Origin of the sequence: Actinokineospora inagensis DSM 44258 (genome assembly GCF_000482865.1) — a bacterium.
Classification (GTDB): domain Bacteria; phylum Actinomycetota; class Actinomycetes; order Mycobacteriales; family Pseudonocardiaceae; genus Actinokineospora; species Actinokineospora inagensis.
On record NZ_AXWW01000039.1, the window covers coordinates 23,516 to 48,866 of the forward strand.

General features: G+C 71.2%; 12 protein-coding genes and 1 pseudogene. 8 read left to right on the forward strand and 5 right to left on the reverse strand.

Annotated features, from left to right (window positions below):
* Positions 1-66: 66 nt before the first annotated feature.
* From H504_RS0116745 to H504_RS0116755, 3 genes are read left to right on the forward strand one after another with little or no spacing between them, the layout of a single operon-like run.
* The gene (locus H504_RS0116745) at positions 67-1,851 is read left to right on the forward strand and encodes a vWA-MoxR associated conflict system protein (protein ID WP_026423708.1); all 1,785 of its coding nucleotides are present in this window, start codon (positions 67-69) and stop codon (positions 1,849-1,851) included.
* Positions 1,852-1,853: 2 nt separating this feature from the next.
* A complete protein-coding gene (locus tag H504_RS0116750; protein ID WP_026423709.1) occupies positions 1,854-2,774 on the forward strand; it encodes an AAA family ATPase in 921 nt (306 codons plus the stop codon).
* Positions 2,767-5,787 (forward strand): SAV_2336 N-terminal domain-related protein, encoded by a 3,021-nt coding sequence (locus H504_RS0116755; protein ID WP_281173635.1) that lies wholly within the window; start codon positions 2,767-2,769, stop codon positions 5,785-5,787. Before H504_RS0116750 ends, H504_RS0116755 begins: the two co-directional genes overlap by 8 nt.
* A gap of 22 nt (positions 5,788-5,809) precedes the next feature.
* Here the strand turns inward: H504_RS0116755 and H504_RS0116760 are convergent, their stop codons facing one another.
* Positions 5,810-7,042, reverse strand: a complete 1,233-nt coding sequence (locus tag H504_RS0116760) for a S8 family peptidase (RefSeq protein WP_026423711.1) — start codon at positions 7,040-7,042, stop codon at positions 5,810-5,812.
* Between the two features lie 451 nt (positions 7,043-7,493).
* On the opposite strand from H504_RS0116760, the gene H504_RS0116765 reads away from it, so the two are divergent.
* Positions 7,494-8,198 (forward strand): Crp/Fnr family transcriptional regulator, encoded by a 705-nt coding sequence (locus H504_RS0116765; RefSeq protein ID WP_026423712.1) that lies wholly within the window; start codon positions 7,494-7,496, stop codon positions 8,196-8,198.
* Positions 8,199-8,204: 6 nt separating this feature from the next.
* Here H504_RS0116765 and H504_RS0116770 read toward each other — a convergent pair whose 3' ends face one another.
* Positions 8,205-9,494 carry a P-loop NTPase family protein gene (locus H504_RS0116770; RefSeq protein ID WP_026423713.1) on the reverse strand — a complete coding sequence of 430 codons (1,290 nt, stop codon included), beginning with the start codon at positions 9,492-9,494 and terminating at the stop codon, positions 8,205-8,207.
* Between the two features lie 366 nt (positions 9,495-9,860).
* Between H504_RS0116770 and H504_RS0116775 the strand changes: the two genes are divergently transcribed.
* The gene (locus H504_RS0116775) at positions 9,861-11,141 is read left to right on the forward strand and encodes a hypothetical protein (protein WP_026423714.1); all 1,281 of its coding nucleotides are present in this window, start codon (positions 9,861-9,863) and stop codon (positions 11,139-11,141) included.
* Here H504_RS0116775 and H504_RS0116780 read toward each other — a convergent pair.
* A complete protein-coding gene (locus tag H504_RS0116780; RefSeq protein WP_026423715.1) occupies positions 11,119-12,600 on the reverse strand; it encodes a hypothetical protein in 1,482 nt (493 codons plus the stop codon). The two genes, H504_RS0116775 and H504_RS0116780, sit on opposite strands and share 23 nt — an antisense overlap.
* 684 nt (positions 12,601-13,284) lie before the next feature.
* Positions 13,285-13,602, reverse strand: a complete 318-nt coding sequence (locus H504_RS0116785; RefSeq protein WP_026423716.1) for an ArsR/SmtB family transcription factor — start codon at positions 13,600-13,602, stop codon at positions 13,285-13,287.
* An 86-nt stretch (positions 13,603-13,688) separates the two neighbouring features.
* On the opposite strand from H504_RS0116785, the gene H504_RS0116790 reads away from it, so the two are divergent.
* The gene (locus H504_RS0116790; protein WP_026423717.1) at positions 13,689-14,867 is read left to right on the forward strand and encodes an MFS transporter; all 1,179 of its coding nucleotides are present in this window, start codon (positions 13,689-13,691) and stop codon (positions 14,865-14,867) included.
* Between the two features lie 94 nt (positions 14,868-14,961).
* Here H504_RS0116790 and H504_RS0116795 read toward each other — a convergent pair whose 3' ends face one another.
* Positions 14,962-15,243 (reverse strand): early set domain-containing protein, encoded by a 282-nt coding sequence (locus tag H504_RS0116795; protein WP_026423718.1) that lies wholly within the window; start codon positions 15,241-15,243, stop codon positions 14,962-14,964.
* Between the two features lie 853 nt (positions 15,244-16,096).
* Here H504_RS0116795 and H504_RS0116800 point away from each other — a divergent pair.
* On the forward strand, positions 16,097-17,437 hold the full coding sequence (locus H504_RS0116800; protein WP_026423719.1) for a serine hydrolase domain-containing protein: 1,341 nt from the start codon (positions 16,097-16,099) through the stop codon (positions 17,435-17,437).
* A 405-nt stretch (positions 17,438-17,842) separates the two neighbouring features.
* Positions 17,843-25,348: pseudogene (locus tag H504_RS0116805) on the forward strand (amino acid adenylation domain-containing protein); the annotation flags it as partial.
* Between the last annotated feature and the right edge of the window lie 3 nt (positions 25,349-25,351).

The following is a 25,351-nucleotide window of genomic DNA, read 5'->3' on the forward strand; positions in this document are numbered from 1 at the left end:
CCCGCGCCCCGGTCACCGATCTAGGGTGGTGATCCACGTTCGGTGACTGGAGCGGCGACTGCGCGGATGACGAACCTGCGGCCACGGCACCTGCTCGTCCTCGCCGCGCACAGCGCGACGGCGCTGTCGCCACGCGGTTTGGACCAGGTCACGACAGCGCTGACCGACGTCGGTGGTGCGGTTGTCACCGTCGGCGACAGCGCTGACGCCAAGACCCACGTGGTCACCGCCGCGCGTTTGGCGGCGGGTGCGAAGAAGGTCCTGCTCCTGGCTTTCCTCGGCGACCCGCGTTCTGACGGCGACGAACTGGACATCCCCAAGTTGGTGTCCCTCGCCGCCCAGTACACCAAGGTGGCGGTCGTACTCGACGGGCCTACCGCCGCGGTTGACGGTGTCGCCATCATGACGTCCACCAGGCCGGGGTTCGTCCTCTCGATGAAACTGGCCGAGTACCTGCACGCGGGCATCGCCGACGGTCGGTCCGCCTTCTTCTTCGATGACGCTCTCGCCGGACGACTCGACGGCGAGTTCACCGGCTTACCCGTGGCACTGGGCCCTAACCCGGCGTGGACAGCGGAGATCGACCTCCTCGGCCCGGTAGGCCGGTCAACCCTGGACAAGGCCGTGCAGGGCTGGGACCAGCACTACCCGATCCCATCAGCGTGGACGCAAGAGCGGCTGACGACGCTAAGAGCCGCCGCCGAGCGGTCTCGTGACCTGATCCCCGCCCGCCGCGTCATCAAGTTGTGCAACCAGCTCGACGTGGCGGTCAGCGCTGTCGAGTACCTACGCGAGCACTTCGGCGCCGACCTCTCCACCGAGGCCATGCGCCTGGCTGGGGCGAAGGTGGGACTCACCAGGGCTCTTAGCTTCAACGGGACCCAGTTGCTGAGGAGCGCAACCGAAGAGGCGGCGTTGGCCGCAGCGGTAGGCGAATCCCCTGAGGTACCTGTCACGCGGTTCTTAGTCGCTCTAGCCCGTGAACTCGGTATCAGTCCGCGAGCACTGGACAGTTGGGCGAGTCAGCACAACGCGGAACCCGAGCTGGCCGACGCGGCAGCACAAGCGGCCAAGAGCCCTACCAGCCGCCGCGAGCTAAGACTCGTGCTCAGCCTCGCCTGCGCCGCGCCCCTCTGGCCCGACGAGGTCGACGCCTGGTTGCTGCGGCCGGGGGAGTGGCCCCCACCCCAGTACGCGTTCGAAGCGGGCCGCACCCAAGCCAGCGTCGAGTCAGCCATCTGGGACGCGGTGCACTGGGCCAGCGACCACCTCCGCGCGGGTGAGCGGCTCGGGTCGATCGACCTGGCGGTCCCCACGCACCTGCTTGACACCTGGACCCCCGAGCGCAGCAGGCCCCACCGGTTCTACTTCGGCGCTCGCTACCAGGTGCTCACCCAGTGGGCCGGATGGCTCGACCCCGACACGCACAGCCCCGACCTGCACGACAACGCCCGCGAAGTGCTCGCCAGGATCGCCGCCGCGCGGGACGGGCAGCCGCCGGTGGACCCGCTGGACGCGGCCGCCGTCGCCGACCTCGGCCTGCTCGACGAGCGGCTGGCCAACGGCGAGTTCGGCCGGGCCATCGCCATCGACCACCGCCCGGCCGACCTGCCGGGCGTGCTGGACCTGCTGCTGCCGTACTGCCCGGTCCTGCTGTGGCCGCGCGGCGACGACCCGGACGGGCTGACCGCGGTCCGCGACCTGTGGTGGCAACTGCCCGAGGGCCTGGCCACCGCGTACCGCGACCGTTCCCGGCTGCGCGGGCTGCGGTCGGTGTGGCACGACGAGGACTGGCTGGTGTTCGGCCGACGGCTGGCCCGGCGCGAGATCAACTCCCCCCTGGCGAGGTGACCATGACCTGGGCTAAGTACTACCGCGGTGACGGCGACCGGCGACCGCAGAAGCTGCCGCCGTCACCTCCGTGGCGCACGTTCCCGCGCCGCTCCCTGCACCTGGAGTTCCAGCCGCCACCCGGCCTGGTCGAGGCGGTCAACGCGGCGTTGTTGCTGCGCAGGCCGCTGCTGGTGAGCGGGCCTGCCGGGTCCGGCAAGTCCACGGTCGTCGACCAGGTCGCGCACGAGCTCGACCTGGGTCCGGTGCTGCGCTGGCACATCACCTCCCGCAGCACCCTGCGCGACGCGCTGTACCGCTACGACGCCCTCGGTCGCGTCCACGCCCAAAACCTGCGCGCGGCGGGCGGCGGCCACGGCGACGACAAGATCACCGACTACCTCCGCCTCGGCCCGCTCGGCACCGCGCTGCTGCCGTCCGACCGGCCGCGCGCCCTGCTCATCGACGAGATCGACAAGAGTGACCTCGACCTGCCCAGCGACCTGCTCGACGTGCTGGAGCGCGGCGAGTTCGAGATCCCGGAACTGGCCCGGCACGCCGAGGCCGAGGTCCAGGTGCGGCACTGGGACAGCGCGGTTACCTCGCCCGTCGTCTCCGGCCGGGTCGCCTGCACCGAGTTCCCGTTCATCGTGCTGACCAGCAACGACGAACGCGACTTCCCGCCCGCCTTCCTCCGCCGCTGCATCCGCTTCGAGATGCCCCGCCCCACCGCCGACGACCTCCGCCGCATCGTCGCCGCCCACCTGGGCACGTCGTCGGACGAGGTCACCGAACTGGTCGAGACCTTCGCGGCCCGGCTGGAACGCGGTGACGTGCTGGCGGTGGACCAACTGCTCAACATCATCCACCTGGTCACCGGCCCGGTCGGCGCGGACCGGGCCCGGCTGGAACCGTTGCTGCTCCGCCAGTTGACCCATGGCTGAGGCGGCCGCCCGGATCACGGCAGAGCTGGCTGCCGCAGCCGGGCTGGACGTCTGGGCGGTCGCCGACGCGCTGTGGTTGGCCGCCCAGGTGCCATTGCCGCCGGAGGTTACACGGACGCCCGCCGTCGCGACCGAGCCCGCACCGGTGCGCGAGGTGCCGGTCCGGTCTGATCCACCTGCGCCTCGCGGGCCTGCTCCGTCGGCCCCGGTTGTTGAGCGGACCCCGGTGAGCCGTGCCCCTCGGGTCGGGCGTCAGGTCACCGTTGCGGCGCCTCGGGTTTCGTTGGACGTGCTGCGGGTCGGGCGTGCCCTGAAGCCGTTCATGCGTCCGTGGCGCAAGGGTCTTCGGCACCACTTGGACATCGACGCGACGATCGAGCGGTACGGGTCGGACGGCATCCTGGTCCCGGTCACGTCACCCGAGCCAGAACGTTGGTTCGACGTTGTGGTGGTGGTCGACACCGCCGTCACAATGGCTTTGTGGCACGACGACATCACGGCGTTCGTGGCCCTGCTGCGTGGAATGGGCGCGTTCCGCCAGGTCTGGGTGTGGCGATTGGACGAACCGGACGTGGCGCGTCGCCTGCGCACACCGGGTGGCCGCAGGCTGGTCATGGTGTTCTCCGACTTCGCCGACCAGTCCTGGCGATCGGAGCGCGGGTGGCGGCTGGTTCGGACAGCGGCCTCGGTGACGCCGACGGTCATCGTGAACCCGTTGCCGTCGCGGTTGTGGCGGCACTCCGGGCTGAGTCAACGCCGGATTCGGTTGCGTTCGGACACTCCCGGTCGTATGTCCACTGTGGATGGCCTACCGGTCCCCGCCGTCGAGATGACCCCGGTTTCCCTTGGCCGCTGGGCGAACGCGTTGATGCGGAGCGCGCCTGCTGGTTGTGACGCGGTGTTGGTGGGGCAGCCGCCGCGACGGGGATTGGGGGCGTCGGTCGCTGAGCTGGCAGATTCGTTCCTGCACACGGCGACTCCGGACGCGGTTCGGTTGGCGGTGTTGTGTTCGCGGTTCGCGCAGTTCGGGTTGCCGTTGCTGCACTTGGTCCGCGAGGTGATGGTTCCGTCGGCCGGGCTGACAGACGCGGCGGAGTTCCTGGGGAGCGGGTTGTTGCGGGTCGTGTCATCGGATGTGCGGTACCCGGTGCTGGCATTCCTGCCCGAGGCCCGGCCGTTGGTCCAAGACCGCCTGACCCAGGAAGACGCCTGGGAGATGGTCAGCGCGTTGACCGAACGAGTGGGTGCGCTGACGGGCAGCGACGGCGTGTCGGCCCTGATCCTCGATCCGGCTGCGCGATCCAGCTTGCCTGCGGAGGTAACGGAGTTCGCGGAAGCGGCGGCAGATCTGCTGCACGAGCTGGACGCCGATGACGCGCCGGAGGTTGTGCGGGAGGTTCCGGAGCCTGAGGCGCGGATCGTGAAGATCACGTCCGGGCGGCGGGTGCGCACCGGGCTGGTGATCACCCCTCGGTTGGTGCTGGTGGTGAGTCAGTTCCAAGACCTGCCAGACCAAGTTGAGGTCGAGTCGGTGGCCGGGACGGTGATCTGGCGGCACGAGGGGTATGCCTTGATCACCACGGAAGTGGATGTGGTGTCGGGCCTGCCACCGGTCCGATGGGGAGTTCTGTGTTCAGTCGGCGAGCGGGTGGAATACAAGGTCATCGGTGTTTCCAGGGCATCGACCCGGCTCATCATCACCGTGTCGGACGCCCTGGCGGACTCCATGGTGGTGGAGTACCCGAGGTATCTCCGGGACGGCGACGGTTATCAGCACTCCGACGGTGCGGTGGTTTTCTACCAGGGCCTGGTGGTCGGTGTGGTTCCTACGATCACCTACTCAAGCGGCGATGTACACCCGGTGGTGATGACGCGGAGGTTGTTGGGGATGAACAACTTCCGAGAGGTGGTTGCCGCTCACGCCGGGGTGTGTTTGCCAGAGCCGTTGGAACTGGTCAAGGTCAGTATGCCGCCTCCGCTCCTGCCCACGTTCGGGCACGTGCGCACGCCGGCGGCGCTGCTGGAGCCTTCACTGCGGGTGTTGCCCAGTGGGACCGAGCAAGAGTGGCTGGAGACGGTGGATGACGCTCTGTTCGAGCGCGGTATTACCCGGTTGACACTGGCAGGCAGTGTGCCGGACCCGGCGAGACTTACCGCACTCGTCGCCGCCGGGCTACCACCCGAGTGGGCTGTTGTCTGGACGGCCAACCAGACGAAGGCACTGGGCTTTGTCCCCCGAGGGCCGGTAGTGGCCTTCTGTGTTGTGGCCGGAGGAACTATCGACGTTCAGGCGTGGACCGGCCCTGTCGTGCCTTTGCCACGCGCCCGAGAGCAGATCGCGACTCCGCGCAATGTGCGAAAGAAGTGGCTGAGGCGCACGGGTAGGGCATTGGCCGCGCTGCCCACCACACGTGAGTACACCTGGGACTCTCCTGACGCCGTTGTTCGACCGAACCTCTACCCCGCCGCGAACCAGGTGGCTGACCTGGTGGACTTCGACGAGAGGTACGCGCAGGTCTACCGGTCCGTGGACCAGCGCATCGCCAACTTCGAGAAGCGCTTGTGGGGACAGGTACCGCGAGAAGTGCGGAATGTGCTGATGCTCCTTGACCCGGTCAACCGACACCGTGCGTACGCTGTGGTCGAGGCGTGCGGTGTTGCCGATCCGGCTGCGGTGTTGGACGTTGCTGAGGCGCTGTACCCGGGTCGGGGATCGTTCATCTCGCCGCCCGCGTTCGTGCGATGGGCGTGCGTCGCCGACATGCAGCCATCGACGCTGGCCGACATGGTGCGGGTGGCCAATGATGCCGAGCGGGTTCGGATCATTCACAACCTCGATTCCGCCGTGGCGCAACACGATGTCGCACCGCTCATCGAACAGGCGCTGGATGACGATGGGATGGTGGAGATCGTGCTCACCATGCTCCCTCGACTGTCCAATCCGGAACAATTCCGGATCGCGCTCAACCGCCGTATCCCTGGCTGGAGCGAGGCGGCAGGCCCCGGGAGCTGAGCCCCGGGGCCTGCCGCTCGGGTCACACCGGTACGTGGCCGGAGAACAGCAGGAGGTTCGGTGAGCCGGTGCCGGGGGAGAGGACTACGCCGGGGGTGGCGTTGGCGGTGAGTGAAGTCGCGGTTTGCCAGGCCGAGTCACCCGGGAAGCGTTGGCGCCAGAGGGCGGCGGTGCCGGTGACGTGGGGGGAGGCCATGGAGGTGCCGCTGAGGGTGGTGTAGGCGTTGTCGGCGGTGGCCCAGGCGGAGTAGATGTTGCGGCCGGGGGCGAAGATGTCGACGCAGGTGCCGAAGTTGGAGTAGGACGAGCGGGCGTCGTTGTTGTCGGTGGAGCCGACGGTGGTGGCGGCGGGGGCGCTGGCGGGGGAGAAGGAACAGGCGTTGGTGTTGGAGTTGCCCGCCGCCACCGAGTAGTGCACGTTGGCGGCGACCGAGTTCGTCACGGCGGTGTTGAGCGGCGGGTAGGTGAGGCCGCCGAGGCTCATGTTGGCGACCGACTTCCGTCCATTGAGGATCGTGTCGTTGGTGACCCAGTCGACACCGGCGATGACACCGGCCGCGGTGCCGGTGCCCGCGCAGTTGAGGACCCGGACGGAGACCAACTGGACCTGCTTGGCGACGCCGACCGTCGCGCCGCCGACGGTTCCGGCGACGTGGGTGCCGTGGCCGTTGCAGTCGTTGCCGGGCGGGAAGACGCCGCCGACGGTGTCGATGCCGTAGATCGCGCGGCCGCCGAACTCCTGGTGGGTGTAGCGGATACCGGTGTCGATGATGTACGCGTACACGCCGGGTGCGGTGTTGGCGTAGTGGTACTTGGTGTCCAAGGGCAGCGAGCGCTGGTCGATTCGGTTGAGGCCCCACGACGGCGGCGGGTTTTGCACACCGAGGGCGTCGCTGGTGATTTCCTGGTCTTGCGCGACATAACTGTAGGCCGGGTCGGCCGCCATCTTGGTGGCCTGGGCGGCGTCCGCCTTCACCGCGAAACCGCGCAAGGCCGTGTAGTACGAGGTCTGCACCGACACGCCGTACTTCTGGACGGCGTCACCGGCCTGTTTCTTCACCGCGTCCGGATTCGAGCCCTGGTCGGCGAGGACGACGACATAACTGTCGGGAACCGCGGTCGGGGTGTCCGCGTACAACACCACGCCTTCCTTGGCCGGTGGGGCCGCGACCCCGGGAACGGCGCCACCGACACCCGCGACGACGGCGACGACCCCGGCCAGCAACGCGATTCTGCGGGATACCGTGAATCTCATCCGAATAGCCTCCGGTTGAGCAGGGACCAACAGGAGTCCCCACCGCACCGCACCCCGGTTGTGATCGGGTTGTATACCTCCCGGCGCAGGCACCGGTTGCTACCGCCGCCGTAAACCACGGAAAGCGATCAGGCTATTCCGGTATTGCCGGACGGGTGCCCCCGGGTCCACCGCTCGGTGGCCACGGTGGCGGCCGACCTGGCGGCGCACAGTGGATTTGTCCAATGACAGTGCAGTGGCCAGTTCGGACGGCCGTCCCGGTGAACGGCGGTCCGGGCGTGGTCACTCAGTGCGAAGGGGCGTAAGGGGTTCGTGGGGCCACGTTAGTCCGGATTGCTCAAGTGGACTGTGGCGCATGCGCCGTTCAGGGGAGAGTGTGGCCGTTTCGGTCGTAAAAACCTGTCCGGTGGGACAGGGTGATCGGTGTGTCGACCACGGGAACGGTGGGCGGATGACCATTGCGAGCCGATGGCCCCCGGCGAGTCTGCTGGGTGGACTCGACGATCGCGTGCGGCGCGAGCTGCTCGGGCTCGGCCAGCCGATCCGGGTGCGCGACGGTGACCGCGTGCTGCGCGCGGGCGACCCGGCCACGCACGTGTACCTCCTGCTGCTGGGCTGGTTCAAGGTGCACGCCAACCGCCCCTCCGGCGACGAGGCGCTGATCGCGGTCCGCTCCGGCGGTGACCTCGTCGGTGAGCTCGCCGCGTTCGAGGGCGGCCCGCGCACGGTGTCGGTCCGCGCCGACGGGCCGGGCGTGGTGCGCCGCATCGAACGGGAGGACTTCCTGGCCTTCCTCACCCACCACGGCGGTGCCCTGCGCGCCGTGCTGCGCGCCGTGTCGGCCAAGCACCGCTGGGCCACCCGCAGGCTCACCGAGTTCGCCGGGCACCCGGTGGAGCGCCGGGTGGCCTGCGTGCTGGCCGAGCTGATCGAGAAGGACCCCCGGCACCCCGGCGGGGCCGCCATCCCGGTCCGGCTCAGCCAGGCGGAACTGGCGGCCCTGTCGGGCACGTCGGTGCCGTCCGTGCAGCGCGTGCTGCGCCGGTTCCGGACGGAGGGTTTGGTGGAGACCCGGTACCGGCAGGTGGTGGTGGTCGACGTGCCGGGCGTCGCACGCGCGGCCGGAGCCGAGCAACTGGTGGACTGCGTGTGGTGACCTGAGCTAGCCCCGCAGTGCGGCGTTGATGGTGCCTGCCAGGGCGGTGGCGGACCGGGCCAAGGTGTGCCAGTTGGTGGTGGGTTCCTCGGTGGTCGAGTCTTCCGATTCCCGCCAGGCGGCCTGTTTGCGGGCCAGGTCGGTGAACAGCGGCTCGTAGGCGGAGTCCAGCAGTCGCCAGATTTGGTTGATGAGGACGGCCGTCGTGTGCTCGACCGCCTTGGTGAGGCCGGTGGGGCGGTCGGGGATGGGGACGCGGACCTGGTCGGCCGGGGTGGTGACGGTGGCCAGCGAGTCGTCGGTGCTGGGGCGGTCCACCCGCAGCACAAGGGTTTCCGGGAGTTGCCACGGGTCGGTGTCGGGGAGTTCGGCGGCCAGCCACTGGGCGTCGGTGGCGATGCCGGTGAGGATGAGGTGTTCGGCGCGGACGGCCTGGTCGACCAGTTCGGCGTGCAGCAGGGTGGGCAGGGTGGTCGACCACCACGCCGCCTGGTCGCCCGCGCGGGCCAGGTCGGACTCCAGGCGGGTGCGCACGGCGGCGCGGTCGGCGCGCAGGGTGTCGCCGACCCGGCCGATCAGGGCGAGCTGGCGGGCGGAGAGCCTGCTCCGCAGCAGCTCCCATGTCCGCGCCCGGTGCGAGCGCCGGTCGATCGACTGTCCGGAGTGGACCCTGCGGGCGTCGGCGATGGTCTCGGTCGCGCTGGTGGCCATGGCGGTGCACTGGTCGGCCAGTTGCGCGGCGATCCGGCGGGCGCGCAGCTCGGCCCGCTCGGTGACCGGCGCGGAGTCGGCCAGGTAGGCGCGGATCGCCTGCCGGGCCGGGTCCTCCTGGGTGGGGCCGGGGCCGGAGAGCAGCACCACCCGGCCCATCCGGGCGCCGATGTAGGTGAGCACCCGGCCGCGTTCGGCGGCGGTGAGCCGGTCGAGCATGGTGACCACCACGGCCAGCGAGGTCACGTGCGCGGCGATCGCGTCCTCCAGCAGTCGGGACTGCGCCGCCCCCCACAGGCCGGTGGCGGGCACCACCAGCAGCACGCCGTCGGTGTCGGTGACCGCGGCGGACGGCGGCCCGCCCGGCTCCCACGGCGCCTCGACCAGGTCGAGCCCGGGAACGCCCTCCCGGCCCACCACCCGGCTGACCAGGGTCGACTTGCCGACCCCCGGCTCGCCGACCACGGTCACCCGCCAGATCGGCCGTTCCCTGGCCGCGGCCAGCCGTTCGATGGCGGCCACCGTCCGGGTCCGGCCGTGCTCGGCGGCCAGGCGCGCCACCTCGCGCAGCCACCGCGGTGTCATCGTGATGATCTCGCGGCTGTAGATGGTGCCCCCTCGGTCCCGATCACTGCGCGGTCATCATGAGCCGAGCGGACCGGCCAGATGCCATCAGCGGAGGGAATTCGACGAACTGCCCGGTATCCGGGCACATCGGTCGACGCACCCGTAACGACCTGGCCCGATCGACCGACCCTGCGGGTGGTGGCGGAGCCGTGGCCGCGCCGGTGGGTCCACTGTGGATTGTCCGGCTCGGCGGGAAACGGCCATCGCGGCCGCGGTCGGCGGGGGACGCGAGATGATCTCCGGGTGCCCGGTGTGTCATGCTGGCAGCCGCGGTGGGAGGAAGTGGCTGCTCACAAGGGGTTCGTCCATGTCTTCGGCGCTGGTATGATCACCGCCTCGCGGCGGCGGCACGTGCTGGTCGCGGTCGGCGCGGTCGGCGAACTGGGGCCGCTGCGCGACATCGCGCACGTGTTCGAACGCGACCCCAGGGTCGCGGTTCGGTGGACGGCCACCAACGGGGCGCCGAACGTGGACACCGCGCTGCGTGAGCGTGGCCTCGATCCCGTTCCGTGGCACCGGGCCTGCGGCGCGCCGTCCGACCTGGTGCTGGCCCGGCACACCACCGGCGAGATCGACGGCTTCGTGCTGACCGTCACCGACGCGCACGACATCCCCATCGCGGTGGGGATTCCCGACCCGACAGCGCAACTGGCCGCCGAGGCCGCGATTCCCGGTGCCACCGGCCGGACTTTCGTGATGGGCGACCCGGTCCTGGACCGCGCCCTCGCCCTGCGCGGCCGCCGCGCCGAGTTCCGCGCCCTGCTGGGTGTTCCGGACGGCGTCGTGCTGGTCGCCATCGCCGACCGCCGGGGTGACGTGGCGACGGCGGTGTTGTCGCGCCTGCCGTACGACGAGTTCCGTGTGGTCTCCCTGCACCCCGGCGCCGAGCCGGAACCGCCGGGGCTCATCACCATCGGCACCGAGTCCGATCTGCCCGCCGTCCTGGTCGCCGCCGATGTGGTCGTCGGCGACTCGGCCAAGCACACGCCGGGGAAACCGGTGGTGCGGCGCGTCGAGGGCGACATCCTGGCCCGCGTGCGCGCCGCCGTGTCCACTGCGGACGCCGCGCCGACCGGCTCGCCGGGGTTGTTGCAGGACAAGCTCTACGCGCTGCTCGACCTGGAGCCCCGACAACCCCCGCTGCCTCGCCCGTTCGACGTGTTGCGAACCGTGGCGCACCCGCCGACGGTGTTCAACGTGTCCACTGTGGAGGATTCAGGCGCCGTCGTGGTCCACCGGTTCCCGTACGTGCCCGGCCGCCGCTCCGGCGAGGACATCCTGGTCTTGGTCGACACGGACGCCGCCGACCCGGTGCTCCGCGCGAACGCCGAGATCATCGTGGCCGACGGCGACCTGGCCAAGGTGCGCCAAACCCTGCGCGAGACGCACTGCGCCCTCGCCGCGGCCGCCACCGGCACCCGGGCCTGGTTCGCCTGGTACAGCGGGGAAACGTGGGTGGTCGACGGTGCAACCGTCCCCCTGACGGCCCTCGCCGCCGCGACCTACCACCACGTGGTGGAAGACGAGCCGATCACCAAACCCGTGGAGTTGGTCGTCCGCGTCGGCGCGCACCGGGGGACGTTCAGGGTTCGCCCGGCCGGATGACCGGCGCGTTCGCGGGCAGCCCACGCGGTCGCGCGTCCCGCACCCGCGCGGCCTCGGCCAGGGTCGCGTCCCGGTCGGCGGTCCGGCCCTGGTCCGCGTGGACCCGGGCCAACTGCCGCAACACCCGCATCCGGACGCCGCGGGTCAGGCCGTCGTACCGCAGGGCGTTGACGTGCAGGCCGATCCAGTCGAAGTCCAGGTGCGGGTAGAACGACCACATGCCGAGGCAGAACGCGGACACGACGCCGCCCCGGCCGCGACCGGCGGCCTCGGCGATCACCCGGTCCAGGGCGGGGCGTTCCGACTCCAGCCAGGACTTGGCCGCGGCCGCGCTGAGGTCCGGGCCGCACCACGGTTGGACCGCGAAGTCGGCGGCACCGGGCCAGTCCAGGTCGAGCGCGCGGCTCGCGGCGGCGGTGCCGGACAGGTACCAGGACAGGTAGCGGTCGTTGACCCGGTCGAGGGCGTGGCGGGTGAGGCGGCGGTGGGCCAGTTCCCCGGCGTGCGCCTTGACGACCGGGTACGGGCGGTAACGCACGCCCGCGTGCTGGACGTAGCACAGTTCGCGCAGCAGGTGCAGCGTCGCCCGGACGGCGGAGTCCTTGGTACCGGCGGCTTTGGCGAGCGACGGGACGCAGACGGCTTCGGCGGGGTGCAGGCCGAGGCAGTAGTAGACGTGGCGTTGGGCGTCGTCGAGGACGGTGTCGATGGCGTCGTCGTACCCGGTCAGCGGGTCGACACCGGCGGACCAGTCGAGCGGGCTCCCGTCACCGACCCGCTCGAACGCCTCCGCGGTGGAGCCGCAGTCGGCGAGCAGGGCGGCCAGGTCCAGCAGGCGGTCGGGCAGGCCGAGGCACCGGTCGACCAGCGCGCCGATCGCGGGGTCCAGGGTGTGCCGGACCCCGCCGGGTAACTGGCGGCGCAGGAACGCGGTCGCGGCCGCCCGACCCAGCGGCGCGACCGGGTGCGTCCAGCGGCGGTGCCTGCCCAGCCGCCGGACGCTGGTGCCGAGCAGCATGCTGTGCGGGGCGGTCGGCAGGAACTTGTCGATCTCGGCGGGCCGCTCGACGCCGACCAGCACGACCAGCACCGGCGCCGCCGCGGTGGCCGCCCGCAACACCGGTGTGAGGTCGGCGTCGCGCACCGGTCCGGGCACGCCGAGGGCGGTCAGCACCCGGCGCTGGATGGCGGGGATGCCCGCCTCGTGCCGGACCCGGTCGGCGGCGAGGTCGACGTAGACCTGCCCGCCGGGGAAGCGGTCGCGGTGGTCCCACGCCCACCGGGTGACGGCGGCGAGCTGCCCGACGGCGGGCGGACCGGTCAACACGGCCGCGTGACCACCGTCGGACGCCGCCGCCCAGGCCCGGTTCAGCACCGCGATCAGGTCGGACCGGCAGTGCAGGCGCGGCGGCGGGCACGGCAGCTCCCCGGGTACCGTGGATCCGCCGGTGCTGCACACGCTGACCTCCGGACAGGTGAGCGTTCGCCTACCTATGGGGTATGCCCCGTTACATCCCCACCCCAGAGTATGCGAGCCCGATGCCCGATCGGCATCGGGCAGTCGGCGGACCCACCACCCGCGACCAGGCAAAACGATCACCGGACGGGCAGTGGCGCACCGGGCGTAGCACGGGTCCACGCGACGCTATGGCGAGGACTCCGCCGGGTCGCCCAGGTGGACGCGCGGTGTGTGTGGGGTACGCGGTGGGTGTGGGTGGCTTGCTCGATGGGGTGGTTCCGGTGTCGCCTGGCTGGAGCAGGCGCTTGGCGAGGTCGAGGGCAGAGTGATCACGCCTGGGCCGGGGGGCTATTGCCGTGCGGTGGGGACCCCGCGGGGGCGCTCGGGTGGACGCGTGCCGCGCTGCGGGGCACGCGGTGGGAGTGGGGGACTTGCCCGATGGGGTAGTTCTGGTGTCGCCCGCCTGGAACAGGCACTTGGCGAGATCAAGGCAGAATGATCAAGTCTGGGCGGGCGGGTCTATTGCCACGCGGTGGGGACTTCGCCGGGTTGCCCGGGTGGACGCGCGCTGTCTGGTGGGGCATGCGGTGGGTGTGCTGTCCGATGGGGTGGTTCTGGTGTCACCCGCCTGCAACAAGCGCTTGGCGAGGTCGAGGGCAGAGTGATCACGCTCGGGCGGGAGGGCTATTGCCGTGCGGCGAGGACTCCGTTGAGTAGGCCGGGGTAGAGGGAGTCCAGGTCGTCGCGGCGGAGGGTGACGATGCGTGAGGTGCCTTCGGGGCGGACGTTGACCACGCCTGCCTCGCGGAGGGCGCGCACGTGGTGGGTGCGGGTGGACTTGCTGATCGGCAGTTCGAACGTGCCGCAGGTCGCGCCGTCCACGCAGCTCGCCAGTTCGCGGACGATGGTGAGCCGCACCGGGTCGGCCAGGGCGTGCAGCACGGCCTCGATCCGGATCTCGTCCTTGCTGGGGTGCGGCAGGTCCTCGGGCATGACTTCCATAGTACGAGAGATTTCGTAGTTCGGCGAAACTCGTACTACGATGGCCCTCGTACTTAGCGTCGATCCCGGTCAAGGGGGACAACGGCATGTCACCACGTACGTACCTGCTCGCTGCGGGGGCGTTCACGGTGGGCACCAGCGGCTACATCATCTCCGGGCTGCTGCCGCAGGTGAGCCGCGAACTGCAGGTCTCGCCCGCCGCCGCGGGCCAGTTGGTCACCGCGTTCGCCATCGCCTACGCGATCGCCTCGCCGCTGCTGGCCGCGGCGACCGGGCGGTGGGAGCGCAAGCGGCTCGTGATCACCGCGCTGCTCGTCAGCGCCGTCGGCAACGCGCTCTCCGCGATCGCCCCGTCCTACGAACTGCTGCTGGTCGCTCGGGTGATCGCCGCCCTCGGCGCCGCCGCGTTCACACCGACCGCGACCGCGGTGGGCACCACCATCAACCCGCCGGAGCGGCGCGGCCGGGCGGTGGCCGTGGTCTTCGGCGGCCTGACCCTGGCCCTGATCGTCGGGGTGCCCGCGGGCGGCCTGCTCGGCCCGTCGCTGGGGTACCAGGGGGTGTTCTGGCTGGTCGCCGCCGCCTCGGTGGTCGCGGCGGTGGTCAGCGTGTTCGGCCTGCCCAGGGTGGCGGCCCCACCCGCCGTCCGGCTGCGCGAGCGGTTCGCCGTGCTGGCCGACGTCCGGGTCCGGCTCGTGCTCGGGATGACCGTGCTGGCCTGCCTGTCGGCGTTCTCGGTGTTCACCTACTCGTCGTCGCTGCTGGCCAAGACCGCGGACCTGCACGGCGGCGTGATCAGCCTGATGCTGCTCGGCTACGGCGCGGGCGGCGCGATCGGCAACGCGCTCGGCGGGCGGCTCACCGACCGGTTCGGCAGCCGGACCCCGCTGCTGTGGTCGGTCACCTTCTTCGTGGCGATCCTGGCGACGCTCCCGTTCACCGCGGTGACGGCGGTCTCGGCCGGGGTGGTGTTCTTCCTGTGGGGCCTGGCGACCTGGTCGGTCAACCCACCCATCCAGAACTGGCTCATCGAACTGGCTCCCACCACCAGCGGCCTCCTGCTGTCGGTCAACGCCTCGGCGATCTACCTCGGTGTCGGGCTGTCCGGGGTGGTCGGCGGCCTGGTGATCAGCTCGTGGGGTGTGCTCGTGCTGCCGCCGATCGCCGCCGCGGTGGCCGCGCTGTCCTTTGTGCTGCTGGTCCTGGCCGGTCGGCGGGGCACCGAGCCGGTCGGCGAACCGGAGGCCGAACTGGTGCCCGCGTAGGGCACACCCGGGGGAGAGGGCGATGGCCCGCACCGGCACCGGTGCGGGCCATCGCCGGTGTCGCGAGCTCAAACGGCTCGCAAATGAACAGTCCTCACACGGTGATGTGCGGGTTGCCCTGGCCGTCGCGGGTGGCCACCGCCGGGTCGTCGGTCCACACGCCGCCCTCGGTGAGGTAGCGGAACGACAGCGCCGTCCCCGCGGGCAGTACCACCGAGGTCGAGCGCTTGCCGTTGGACCGACCGCGGAACACGTTGCGCCCCGGGGTCCAGTTGTTGAAGCAGCCGACCACGCTGGTCGCCCCGTCCGGGTCGTTCCGGTCGAGGGTGAAGGTGACCCTGACCTTGTCGAAGGGCAAAGTCCTCGTGTTGATCATCCAGCCGTCTTCCTCGGTCTCGGGTGCCGGTCTCGACCAAGCAGGGTGCCCGGCCACCGGCGGATCCCGCCAGCACCCTCACCCGGACGTGTCGGCCAATGCCACCGCCATTCGCCGGTCACCCGTGGCGGGGAGTGGATCGGACAAACCGGAACCGGACCTGAGACCGTGCACACATTCGCCTGTCTCGCGTTTCCCAGATGCTGGTCCGTTCGGTGGTGTTTGTGGCGCGAATCTCTCCGAGCATACCCCGGGTGTTACCGCGAGTTCGGTGTTCCCATTTTCGACAATATGGTGTTGTTCGAACATCGAGACGGTGAAACGAATATCCCGATGCATGTGCAAGCTACCGGCAGGTATCGGACGCAATCAACGTGAAATCCGTTCACCGGGGTATGGTGAAGTGCGGCTTCCATTGTGTCAAAAGGACTGGTATTTGACCACAGTGGACTCCGGAAACGCTCCCAGGTTCTTGTGACTGGGGTCACAGAAACGGGCGCAGATTTCCCTCGTTGCAAGGCGAATCTGTTGTGCGACCGTGTTGTCCGCCGGTTCAAACATGTTTGGCGAGATTTCGCCTGCGCGCTCCCGGCAATGTGGGCCGGTAACCCCATAAGGGTTTGATTGCTCCATTCGGCGGTAGCTGGTCTGCTCCGCCGCTGGTCAACATTGTTTCGGTTCCACGATTGAATCCGGTGTCGTCGGGGAACCTGACGGACACCGGGGTGGAGAGATCCGCCCGTGACGTCGGTGACATTCATCGGTCGCCGGACCCCACCCGTAAACGCGCTCGTGCCACCCGTTTTCGTGCGCGCATTCACCGTGCCCACACGGCACCGATCAGTGAGGATTCATGGACGCATCCGTCAGAGCCGGTGTCGCCGCCCGGCTCACCGAGTTGGCCGCCGAGCACGCCGCGCCGGGCACCCAACTGGCCGTCCATCACGACGACCGCACCTGGACCTGGACGACCGGGGAGACCAGGCACGGCACGGGTGTGGCCATGACCGACGACCACGCCGTCCCGATCGGATCGATCACCAAGGTGGTGACCGCGGCCACCGTGCTGGCGCTGGTCGTCGACGGCGACCTCGACCTGGACGAGCCGCTGGTCGAGCAGGTCCCCGGCCTGGGCGCGCTCCCGGACGTGGACGGCGTCACGCCGCGGCACCTGCTCAGCCACACCGCCGGACTCCCTTCCGACGTCAGGGAAAGCGCGCTCGCCACCGCCGCGTCGCGGCGCAGGCTGCTGCACGACTCGGCGCCCGCGCTGGTCCCGGTCGCCCCGCCCGGCACCGCCTTCTCCTACTCCAACGTGGGTTACCTCCTGCTGGGGTACGCGATCGAGCAGGTGACCGGGATGGACTGGGCGGACGCCGTACGGGCGATTGTGCTCGACCCGCTCGGGGTGTCCGCGAAGTTCGTGGTCGGTCTCCACGCGGCGACCGACATCGTCACCGGTCACACGGTGAACCGGTCCCGCGGAGTGGTCCGACCAGTCGCGCAGTCCATCACCGCCTTGGAGGCGCCCGCGGGCGCGCTGGCCACCAGCGCGCGCCAGCTCGTCCAGTTGGGACGGGCGCTCTCCGGCGCCGAGGGCAACGACCTGCTCGACCCCGGTTCCCTCAAGGACATGCGCGGCCTGGTCGCGGGCGCGCTCCCGTTCGGCATGGCCGACGGCTGGGGGCTGGGGCTCGCGGGCTTCGGCACCGGTGAGAACGCCGTGATCGGCCACGACGGCACCGGCGACGGCACCACCGCGCACCTGCGGATGCACCCGTCGACCGGCACGGTCGTCGCCTTCACCGCCAACTCCGGGTCCGGTTTCGCGCTGTGGCGGGCGTTGGCGGACGAGTTGCCCGGTTTCGGCATCCCGATGTCGAACTTCGACCCGGTGCCGCGGGTGCTCGACCCGGTGCCCGCGCCGCGCGAGTGCACCGGCGACTACGCCAACGGCGACACGGTCTACACCGTGTGCCGGACCCCGGCCGGGCTGCGCCTGACCGTGGACGGCGAGCCGTTCGCCGACCTGACCCCGTTGCGCGACCTGCACTTCGCCATGCGGGACTGCGACACCGGCGAGACCGACCAGGTCGGCCGCTTCCTGACCGACGAGCGCACCGGGACCCCCGCCTGGCTGCAGGTCGGCGGCAGGCTCGCCCGGAAGGTCAACGCCGTCCGCGTCGCCGCGTGACCGGTTCCGGGGTCGACCCCTGGGAACCCCGCGGCACCCCTTGACACCCCCCGCCGCGCGTGGCCGCACTCCACGCGCGGCGACCCGTGTCCGTCGCCACTTGTCCGCCGGACGGGCGAAAGTCGTCGCAGCTCACCGCAAGTGCTTGGCACACACGGAATTTTCCCGGTGCACTTGCGTAACTCATCCGAACCCGCGTCGTTGAACCCGGTGTACCTCGCCGGGTGTTGACCCTCCGCCACCGCGGATCTGGCCGAGCCCCAGGTCCGGTGAACCGGGGTCGTTGACGGTCGTTGACCAACCCGGTGCGCCGCACCCGCGCACAGCACCCCCTCACCCCCCGAACATCCCCCGCTGGTGAAAGGTTCTGGCCAACACATGTCCGCCGCCCGGTTAGCGAACCCAACCCTGTTGGATCTCTTCGCCGCGCACGTCGCCCGTGATCCCGACGCACCCGCGTTGGTGTCGGCGGCGGGTCCGGTCGGCTACCGGGAGCTGGACCGGTGGTCGGACCGGGTGGCCAGGTCGCTGGTCGCCCGGGGTGCCGGGCCGGAGAAGCTGGTCGCGCTGATGCTGCCGCGGTCGGTGGAGATCGTGGTGGCGCAGTTGGCCGTGCTCAAGGCCGGTGCCGCCTACCTGCCGGTCGATCCGGCGTACCCCGCCGAGCGGGTCGCCGACATGCTCGACGACGCCAAGCCGCTGCTGGTCGTCCGCGATCTGTCCGAAGTGGACGAAGAGGCGACCGCCGTCCTGCCGGGGCGACCGTTCGTGGACCAACCGGCGTACGTCATCTACACGTCCGGGTCGACCGGTCGACCCAAGGGCGTCGTCGTCACCCACCGCGGTCTGGCGACCTTCGCGCTGGCCGAGGTGGAGCGGTTCGACGTGCGGCCGGGTGACCGGGTGCTGCAGTTCTCCTCGCCGAGCTTCGACGCGTCCGTCCTGGAACTCTGCATGGCCTACGCGGGCGGCGCCGCGCTCGTCGTCCCGCCGCCCGGACCGCTGCTGGGCGACCAGCTCGCCCAGGTGTTGCGGGAGCGTGAAGTCAGCCACGCGCTGATCCCCCCGGTCGCGCTCTCGACCGTGCCCGATGTCGACCTGCCCGCCTTCCGCACCCTGATCGTCGGCGGCGACGCCTGCTCGGCCGACCTGGTCCGCCGGTGGGCGCCGGGCCGGGCGATGATCAACGCCTACGGGCCGACCGAGTCGACCGTGGTGACCTCGTGGAGCGACCCGCTGGTCCCGTCGCCGGACTCGCCGCCGATCGGCCGGGCGATCACCGGTACCCGGGTGCACGTCCTCGACGACGACCTGCGCCCGGTCCCCGACGGCACCGCGGGCGAGTTGTACGTCACCGGTCTCGGTGTCGCCCGCGGCTACCTCGACCGCCCCGGCCTCACCGCGCAGCGGTTCATCGCCGCGCCGGGCGGCGAGCGCATGTACCGCACCGGCGACGTGGTGCGCCGCGCGGCGGACGGGAACCTGGAGTTCGTCGGCCGCGCCGACCACCAGGTGAAGATCCGCGGCTTCCGCATCGAGCCCGGTGAGATCGAGGCCGAGCTGGCGAAGGACCCGACGGTGGGCCGCGCGGTCGTCGTGCCGCGCACCGAGACCGGGCTCAAGCGGCTGGTCGCCTACGTCGTCCCCGGCGTGGGTCGCCCCGAGCCGCACGCGCTGCGGCAACTGCTGGTCGACCGGCTGCCCGCGCACATGGTCCCCGCCGCGATCGTCGTGCTGGACGCGTTCCCGTTGAGCCCCAACGGAAAGCTCGACCGGGCCGCACTGCCCGCGCCGACCGTGGGTGTCGTCGCCGAGGACCACGTCGCCCCGCGCGACGAGCGGGAGCGGGTGGTCGCGGGCATCTGGGCCCAGGTGCTCGGGGTCGACGCGGTGGGCGCGGGTGACGACTTCTTCGCCCTCGGCGGCGACTCGATCCTCGCCGTCCGCGCGCAGACCCGGATCGCCGCCGCGTTCGGCACCGCGCTCTCCGGTCGGGCGATCTTCGACGCCCGCACCGTCGCGAGCCTGGCCGCGTTGTTGCCCGAGCAGCCCGCCGAGGGGACCGTGATCCCGCCGGTGCGCCGGGACCGGCCGCTGCCGCTCTCGCCCGCCCAGCGCAGGCTGTGGCTGGAGGACCAGACCACCGGCGGCCCGGTCAACAACACCGGCTTCGCGCTGCGCCTGACCGGCCCGCTGGACCGCCCGGCCCTGCGCCGCGCGCTGGACCGGGTCGCGGGCAGGCACGACGCGCTGCGCACCACTGTGGACGGTCCACACCAGTCCGTCGCCGACTTCGCGAGCCTCCCGCTGGCCGAGACCGCGACGACCGACCTGGACGCCACCCTCACCGAACTGCTCACCGAGCCCTACGACCTGGCCAAGGGACCGCTCACCCGGGCCACCCTGGTCGAGGTGGCCGCCACCGAGCACGTGCTGGTCGTCGCCCAGCACCACATCGTCACCGACGGCTGGTCGGCGTCCCTCCTGGTCGACGAGCTCACCGCCTTCTACACCGAGGAGACCGGCGGCCCCGCCGCGACGCCGACCGATCCCGCCGTCCAGTACCCGGACTACGCGGCGTGGCAGGCGGACCAGCCGGACCCGGACATCACGCACTGGCGCAACCGGCTCGACGGGCTGCTGCCGCTCGACCTGCCCACCGACCGGCCCCGGCCGCCCGTGCGGGTCGGCTCCGGCGGCGTGCACACCCACGACCTGCCCACCGACCTCGTCGCCCGGCTCGCCACGCTGAGCACCGCGCACGAGGCGACCCTGTTCATGACCCTCGCCGCCGCCGTGAAGGTGCTGCTCGCCTCGCACGCCCGCACCAGGGACGTCGCCGTGGGCACGGTCCGCGCGGGCAGGCCGGTGGCCGAGTTGGAGTCGGTGGCCGGGTTCTTCGTCAACACCCTGGTCCTGCGGTCCCGGATCGACCCGACGCTGCCGTTCAGCGACTTCCTGACCGCCGTGCGGGAGACCGTGCTCGACGCGTTCGACCACGACGACGTCCCGTTCGACCGGATCGCCGACCAGTGCGCCACCGTCCGCGACCCGAGCCGGACCCCGCTGGTCGACGCGGTCGTCGCGCTGCAACAGCCGCTGGTGTCCACTCCGGACGCCGGTGGGCTGCGCTGGGCCGACCACCCGCTGCCCCGTCCGGCCGCCCGGTTCGACCTGACCGTGGAGTTCTGGCCGTCGGCCGACGGCATGCGGGTGGTGCTGGAGTACGACACCGCGCTGTTCGACGCGGGCCGGATCGTCGCGCTGGCGAAGGAACTCGCCGCCCTGCTCAAGGTCGTCGCGGCCCGGCCGGACAGTCCACTGGGGACACTGGTCGACCTGCCGGAGGGGCAGGTCGCCACCGTGCCCGCGCCCCGGGTCGAGCCGAACCGCTACCTCGCGCCGCGCACCCCGGTCGAGGCGACCCTGGCCGCCGTGTTCGCCCAGGTCCTCGGCGCCGACCGGGTCGGGGTGCGGGACAACTTCTTCGCCCTCGGCGGCGACTCGATCCTGAGCATCCAGGTGGTCACCGCCGCTCGCGCCGCCGGGCTGGTGCTGACCGCGCGGGACGTGTTCGTGCACCAGACCGTCGCCGCGCTCGCCCCGCACGTCACGGCCGTCGCCGACGACACCGCGCCGGACGAGGGACCGGTCTCCGGGCCGGTGCCGCTCACCCCGATCCAGCGCTGGTTCTTCGACACGCACAGCGCGCACCCCAACCACTTCGACCAGACCTGCGTGATCGACCTCGGCACCCCGGTCCAGCCGGACGCCCTGGCCAAGGCGATGTTCGCGCTGATCGAGCACCACGACGCGCTGCGCATGCGCTACACCATGGCCGCCGACTGGTCGCAGGAGAACGCCCCGGTCGGTGAATCCGGCTCGGTCGGCGAGCACAGCCCGATCTTCCTGGTCGAGCTGCGCGGCGACACCACCGTCCAGTTGCGCGCGCACCACCTGGTGGTCGACGGCGTGTCCTGGCGGGTGCTCGCCGAGGACCTGCGGACCGCGCACCGGCAGGCACTGGCGGGGGAGCGGATCACGCTGCCGCGCCGCACCACCTCCTTCCGCGACTGGGCGACCAGGCTCGCCGAGCACGCCGTGGCGGGTGGGTTCGCCGACGAGGCCGACTACTGGGCCGGTGTCGCCGCCCCGGCCGACGTGCCGCGCGACCTGGACGGCGCCAACACGACCGCCTCCGAGCGCTCGGTCACGGTCACCCTGACCGAGGACGAGACGACCGCGCTGCTGCGCGAGGTCCCGGACGCCTACCGCACCCAGGTCAACGACGTCCTGCTGACCGCCTTCGGCTCCGCGCTCGCCGACTGGACCGGCCGCCGGGAAACCCTTGTCCACCTTGAAGGTCACGGCCGCGAAGACCTGTTCGACCGCGTCGACCTGTCTCGCACGGTCGGCTGGTTCACCACGATGTTCCCGGTCGTGCTGGGCGGCTTCGCGAACGGTGCGAACGGTGACTGGGGCGGTGCGCTCAAGTCGACCAAGGAGACCCTGCGCGCGATTCCCCGGCGCGGCATCGGCTACGGCGCCCTGCGCCACCTGGTCGGCGCGGACCTGCGCGGCGACGCCGATGTGTCGTTCAACTACCTCGGCCGCTTCGACGGCACCGCCGAGCTCGCCCTCGACGCGCACCCGGAGTCCCCGCGACCGCACGTGCTCGACGTCGTCGGCCAGGTCGAGCGGGGTCGGCTGGCGATCACCGTGTACTACAGCGAGAACCTGCACCGCGCCGCGACCGCGACCGCGTTCGCCGAGTCCATCGCCGCCGCCCTGCGCGGTATCGTCAAGCACTGCGCCGAGGGTGGTCGCGGCCGGACCCCGTCCGACTTCCCGCTGGTCCGGTTGGAACAGTCCACTGTGGATAGCCTGGCCCGGCCGGGTGTGGTGGACATCCTGCCGCTGACGCCGATGCAGGCGGGCATGGTGTTCCACGGCCTGTCCCAGTCCGGCCAGGGCGCCTACTTCCAGCAGACCGCGTTCGTGCTCGACGGTGTCGCCGACCTCGACCGGCTCGCGTCGGCCTGGCGGCAGGTGGTCGACCGGGCGGCGATCCTGCGGTCGTCGATCGTCTGGGAAGATGTGCCCGAGCCGCTGTCGCTGGTGCACGCCCAGGTCGACCTGCCGATCACCCGGGTGGACTGGACCGGCGGCGACCGGGAGGCGTTGCTCGCCGCCCTGCTCGACGCCGACCACCAGCAGGGCTTCGACCTCGCCGTCCCGCCGCTCATGCGGCTCACCCTGGCCACGCTCGACGACGGCCGGGTGCAGGTGCTGTGGACGTTCCACCACGTGCTGCTCGACGGCTGGAGCATCTTCGGCGTGCTGTCCGATGTGGCCGAGGCGTACGCGGGCCGACCGCTGCCGGACCGGCCGGACTTCGCCGAGTACCACCGCTGGCTGGCCGGGCAGGACCCACTCGCCGCCGAGGACCACTGGCGAACTGTTCTGTCTGATGTGGACGCTCCGACGCCGCTGCCGTTCGACCGGCCGCGCGCCTCGGTCGCCCAACCCACCACGTCCGCCCGAACCGAGGTCGCGCTCACGGCCGCGGAGACGGCTCGGCTGGCCCGGTTCGCCAAGGACCACCGGCTGACCCTGGGCACCGTCGTGCAGGGCGCGTGGGCGCTGATGCTCGCCCAGTACAGCGGTCAGCGCCAGGTGTGCTTCGGCGCCACGGTGTCCGGTCGTCCGGCGGACGTGCCCCAGGTCGAGGCGATCACCGGCATGTTCGTCAACACGCTGCCGGTGGTGACCACGGTGGATGGACCGGTCCCCGGGTGGCTGGCCGGGATGCAACGCGCCCAGGTCGAGTCGCGCGCCTTCGAGCACACCCCGCTGACCCGGATGCACGGCTACAGCGCGGTCGCGGGCGGTATCGACCTGTTCGACTCGGCGGTGATCTTCGAGAACTACCCGGCCGACGGCCCCGCGCTCGGCGAACTGACCGCGGTGGAGAGCACCACCTTCCCGCTGAGCGTCACCGTCTACCCGGGTGCTGAGCTGCGGCTCCTCTTCGGCTACGAGCCCGGCCTGTTCGACGCCGAGACCATCGACGCGTTGTCCACCCACCTGTGCCGCCTGCTCGCCGAACTGATCGCCGACCCCGACCGCCCGGTCGCCGCCATCCCCGCGCTGACCGGGGACGACCGCGAGCGCGTCCTGGTCGAGTGGAACGACACCGCGGTCGACGTCCCGGACACGACCCTGGTCGCGTTGCTGGCCGAGCAGGCCGCCCGAACGCCGGACGCGCAGGCGCTGGTGTGCGGGGACCGGCGCTGGACCTACGCCGAGTTCGACGCGGACGTCAACCGGCTCGCCAACTGGCTGGTCGGCCAGGGCGCCGGTCCGGAGCGGATCGTGGCGGTCTCGTTGCCGCGCTCGGCGGAGCTGGTGATCGCCCTGCACGCGGTGGTGCGGTCGGGCGCCGCATACCTGCCGGTTGACCCCGAACTGCCCAAGGACCGGGCCGCCTTCCTGGTGTCCGACACGGACGCCGTGCTGCTGCTCGACGCCCTTCCCGACACCCACGACCAGCCCGCCACCGCGCCGCAGGTGACGATCAAGCCGGCCAACAGCGCGTACGTCATCTACACCTCCGGCTCGACGGGTCGCCCCAAGGGCGTTGTCGTTCCGCACTCGGCGATCGTCAATCGTCTGTTGTGGACACAGGGCAGGTTTGAGCTGACCGCGGACGACCGGGTGCTGCAGAAGACACCCGCGAGTTTCGACGTGTCGGTGTGGGAGTTCTTCTGGCCGCTCACCGTCGGCTCGACCCTGGTGGTGGCCAAACCCGACGGCCACCGCGACCCGGCCTACCTGGCCGAGCTGATCGGCGCCGAGAGGATCACGACCGTCCACTTCGTCCCGTCCATGCTGCGCGCGTTCATCACGCACGCCGATCTGTCCGGTGTGGACTGCCTGCGGCGCGTGCTGTGCAGCGGCGAGGCCCTGCCGGTCGACCTCGCGGAGGAGTTCCACAAGGCGCTCCCGGCCGAGCTGCACAACCTGTACGGACCCACTGAGGCGGCCGTTGACGTGACGCACTGGGCCTGCGAGCCCGGCGCGTCGGCGGTGCCCATCGGGCGAGCGGTGTGGAACACCCGGCTGTACGTGCTCGACGCCGACCTGAACCCTGTGCCGGTCGGCGCGCCCGGTGAGCTGTACCTGGCCGGTGTCCAACTCGCCCGGGGCTACCTCGACCGCCCCGGCCTGACCGCGGACCGGTTCGTCGCCGACCCGCACGGCGCGCCGGGTTCCCGGATGTACCGCACCGGCGACCTGGTGCGGTGGACCCGGGCCGGGGTGGTCGAGTACCTGGGCCGCACCGACCAGCAGGTCAAGATCCGCGGCATGCGGATCGAGCCCGGCGAGGTCGAGGCCGCGTTGACCGACCACGCCGAGGTGATCTCCTCGGTGGTGATCGCCCGTGACGGCAAGCTGGTCGGCTACGTCACACCATCCACAGTGGATACTCAAGCCCTGCGCGACGGCCTCGCCAGGGACATGCCCGAGCACATGGTGCCCGCTGCGATCATCGCCATGGACGCGCTGCCGCTGACCCCCTCCGGCAAACTCGACCGCCGCGCCCTCCCCGAACCGGACTTCGGTCCCGCAAGTGCTTACACAGCACCGGAAACCGGTACCGAAGAGGTCATCGCCGACATCTGGGCCGAGGTCCTGGGCGTTCCCCAGGTCGGCGTGGACGACAGCTTCTTCGACCTCGGCGGCGACTCGATCCTCAGCCTGCACGTCACCGCCCGCGCCAACGCGGCCTTCGCGGTCGGCCTCACCCCGCGCGACGTGCTGACCGCCCGCACCGTGCGCGGCCTCGCGGACATCGTCGAAGACCACATCCTGCGCGAACTCGAAGCCCTCGCGGGCGAGACCCACTAGCGA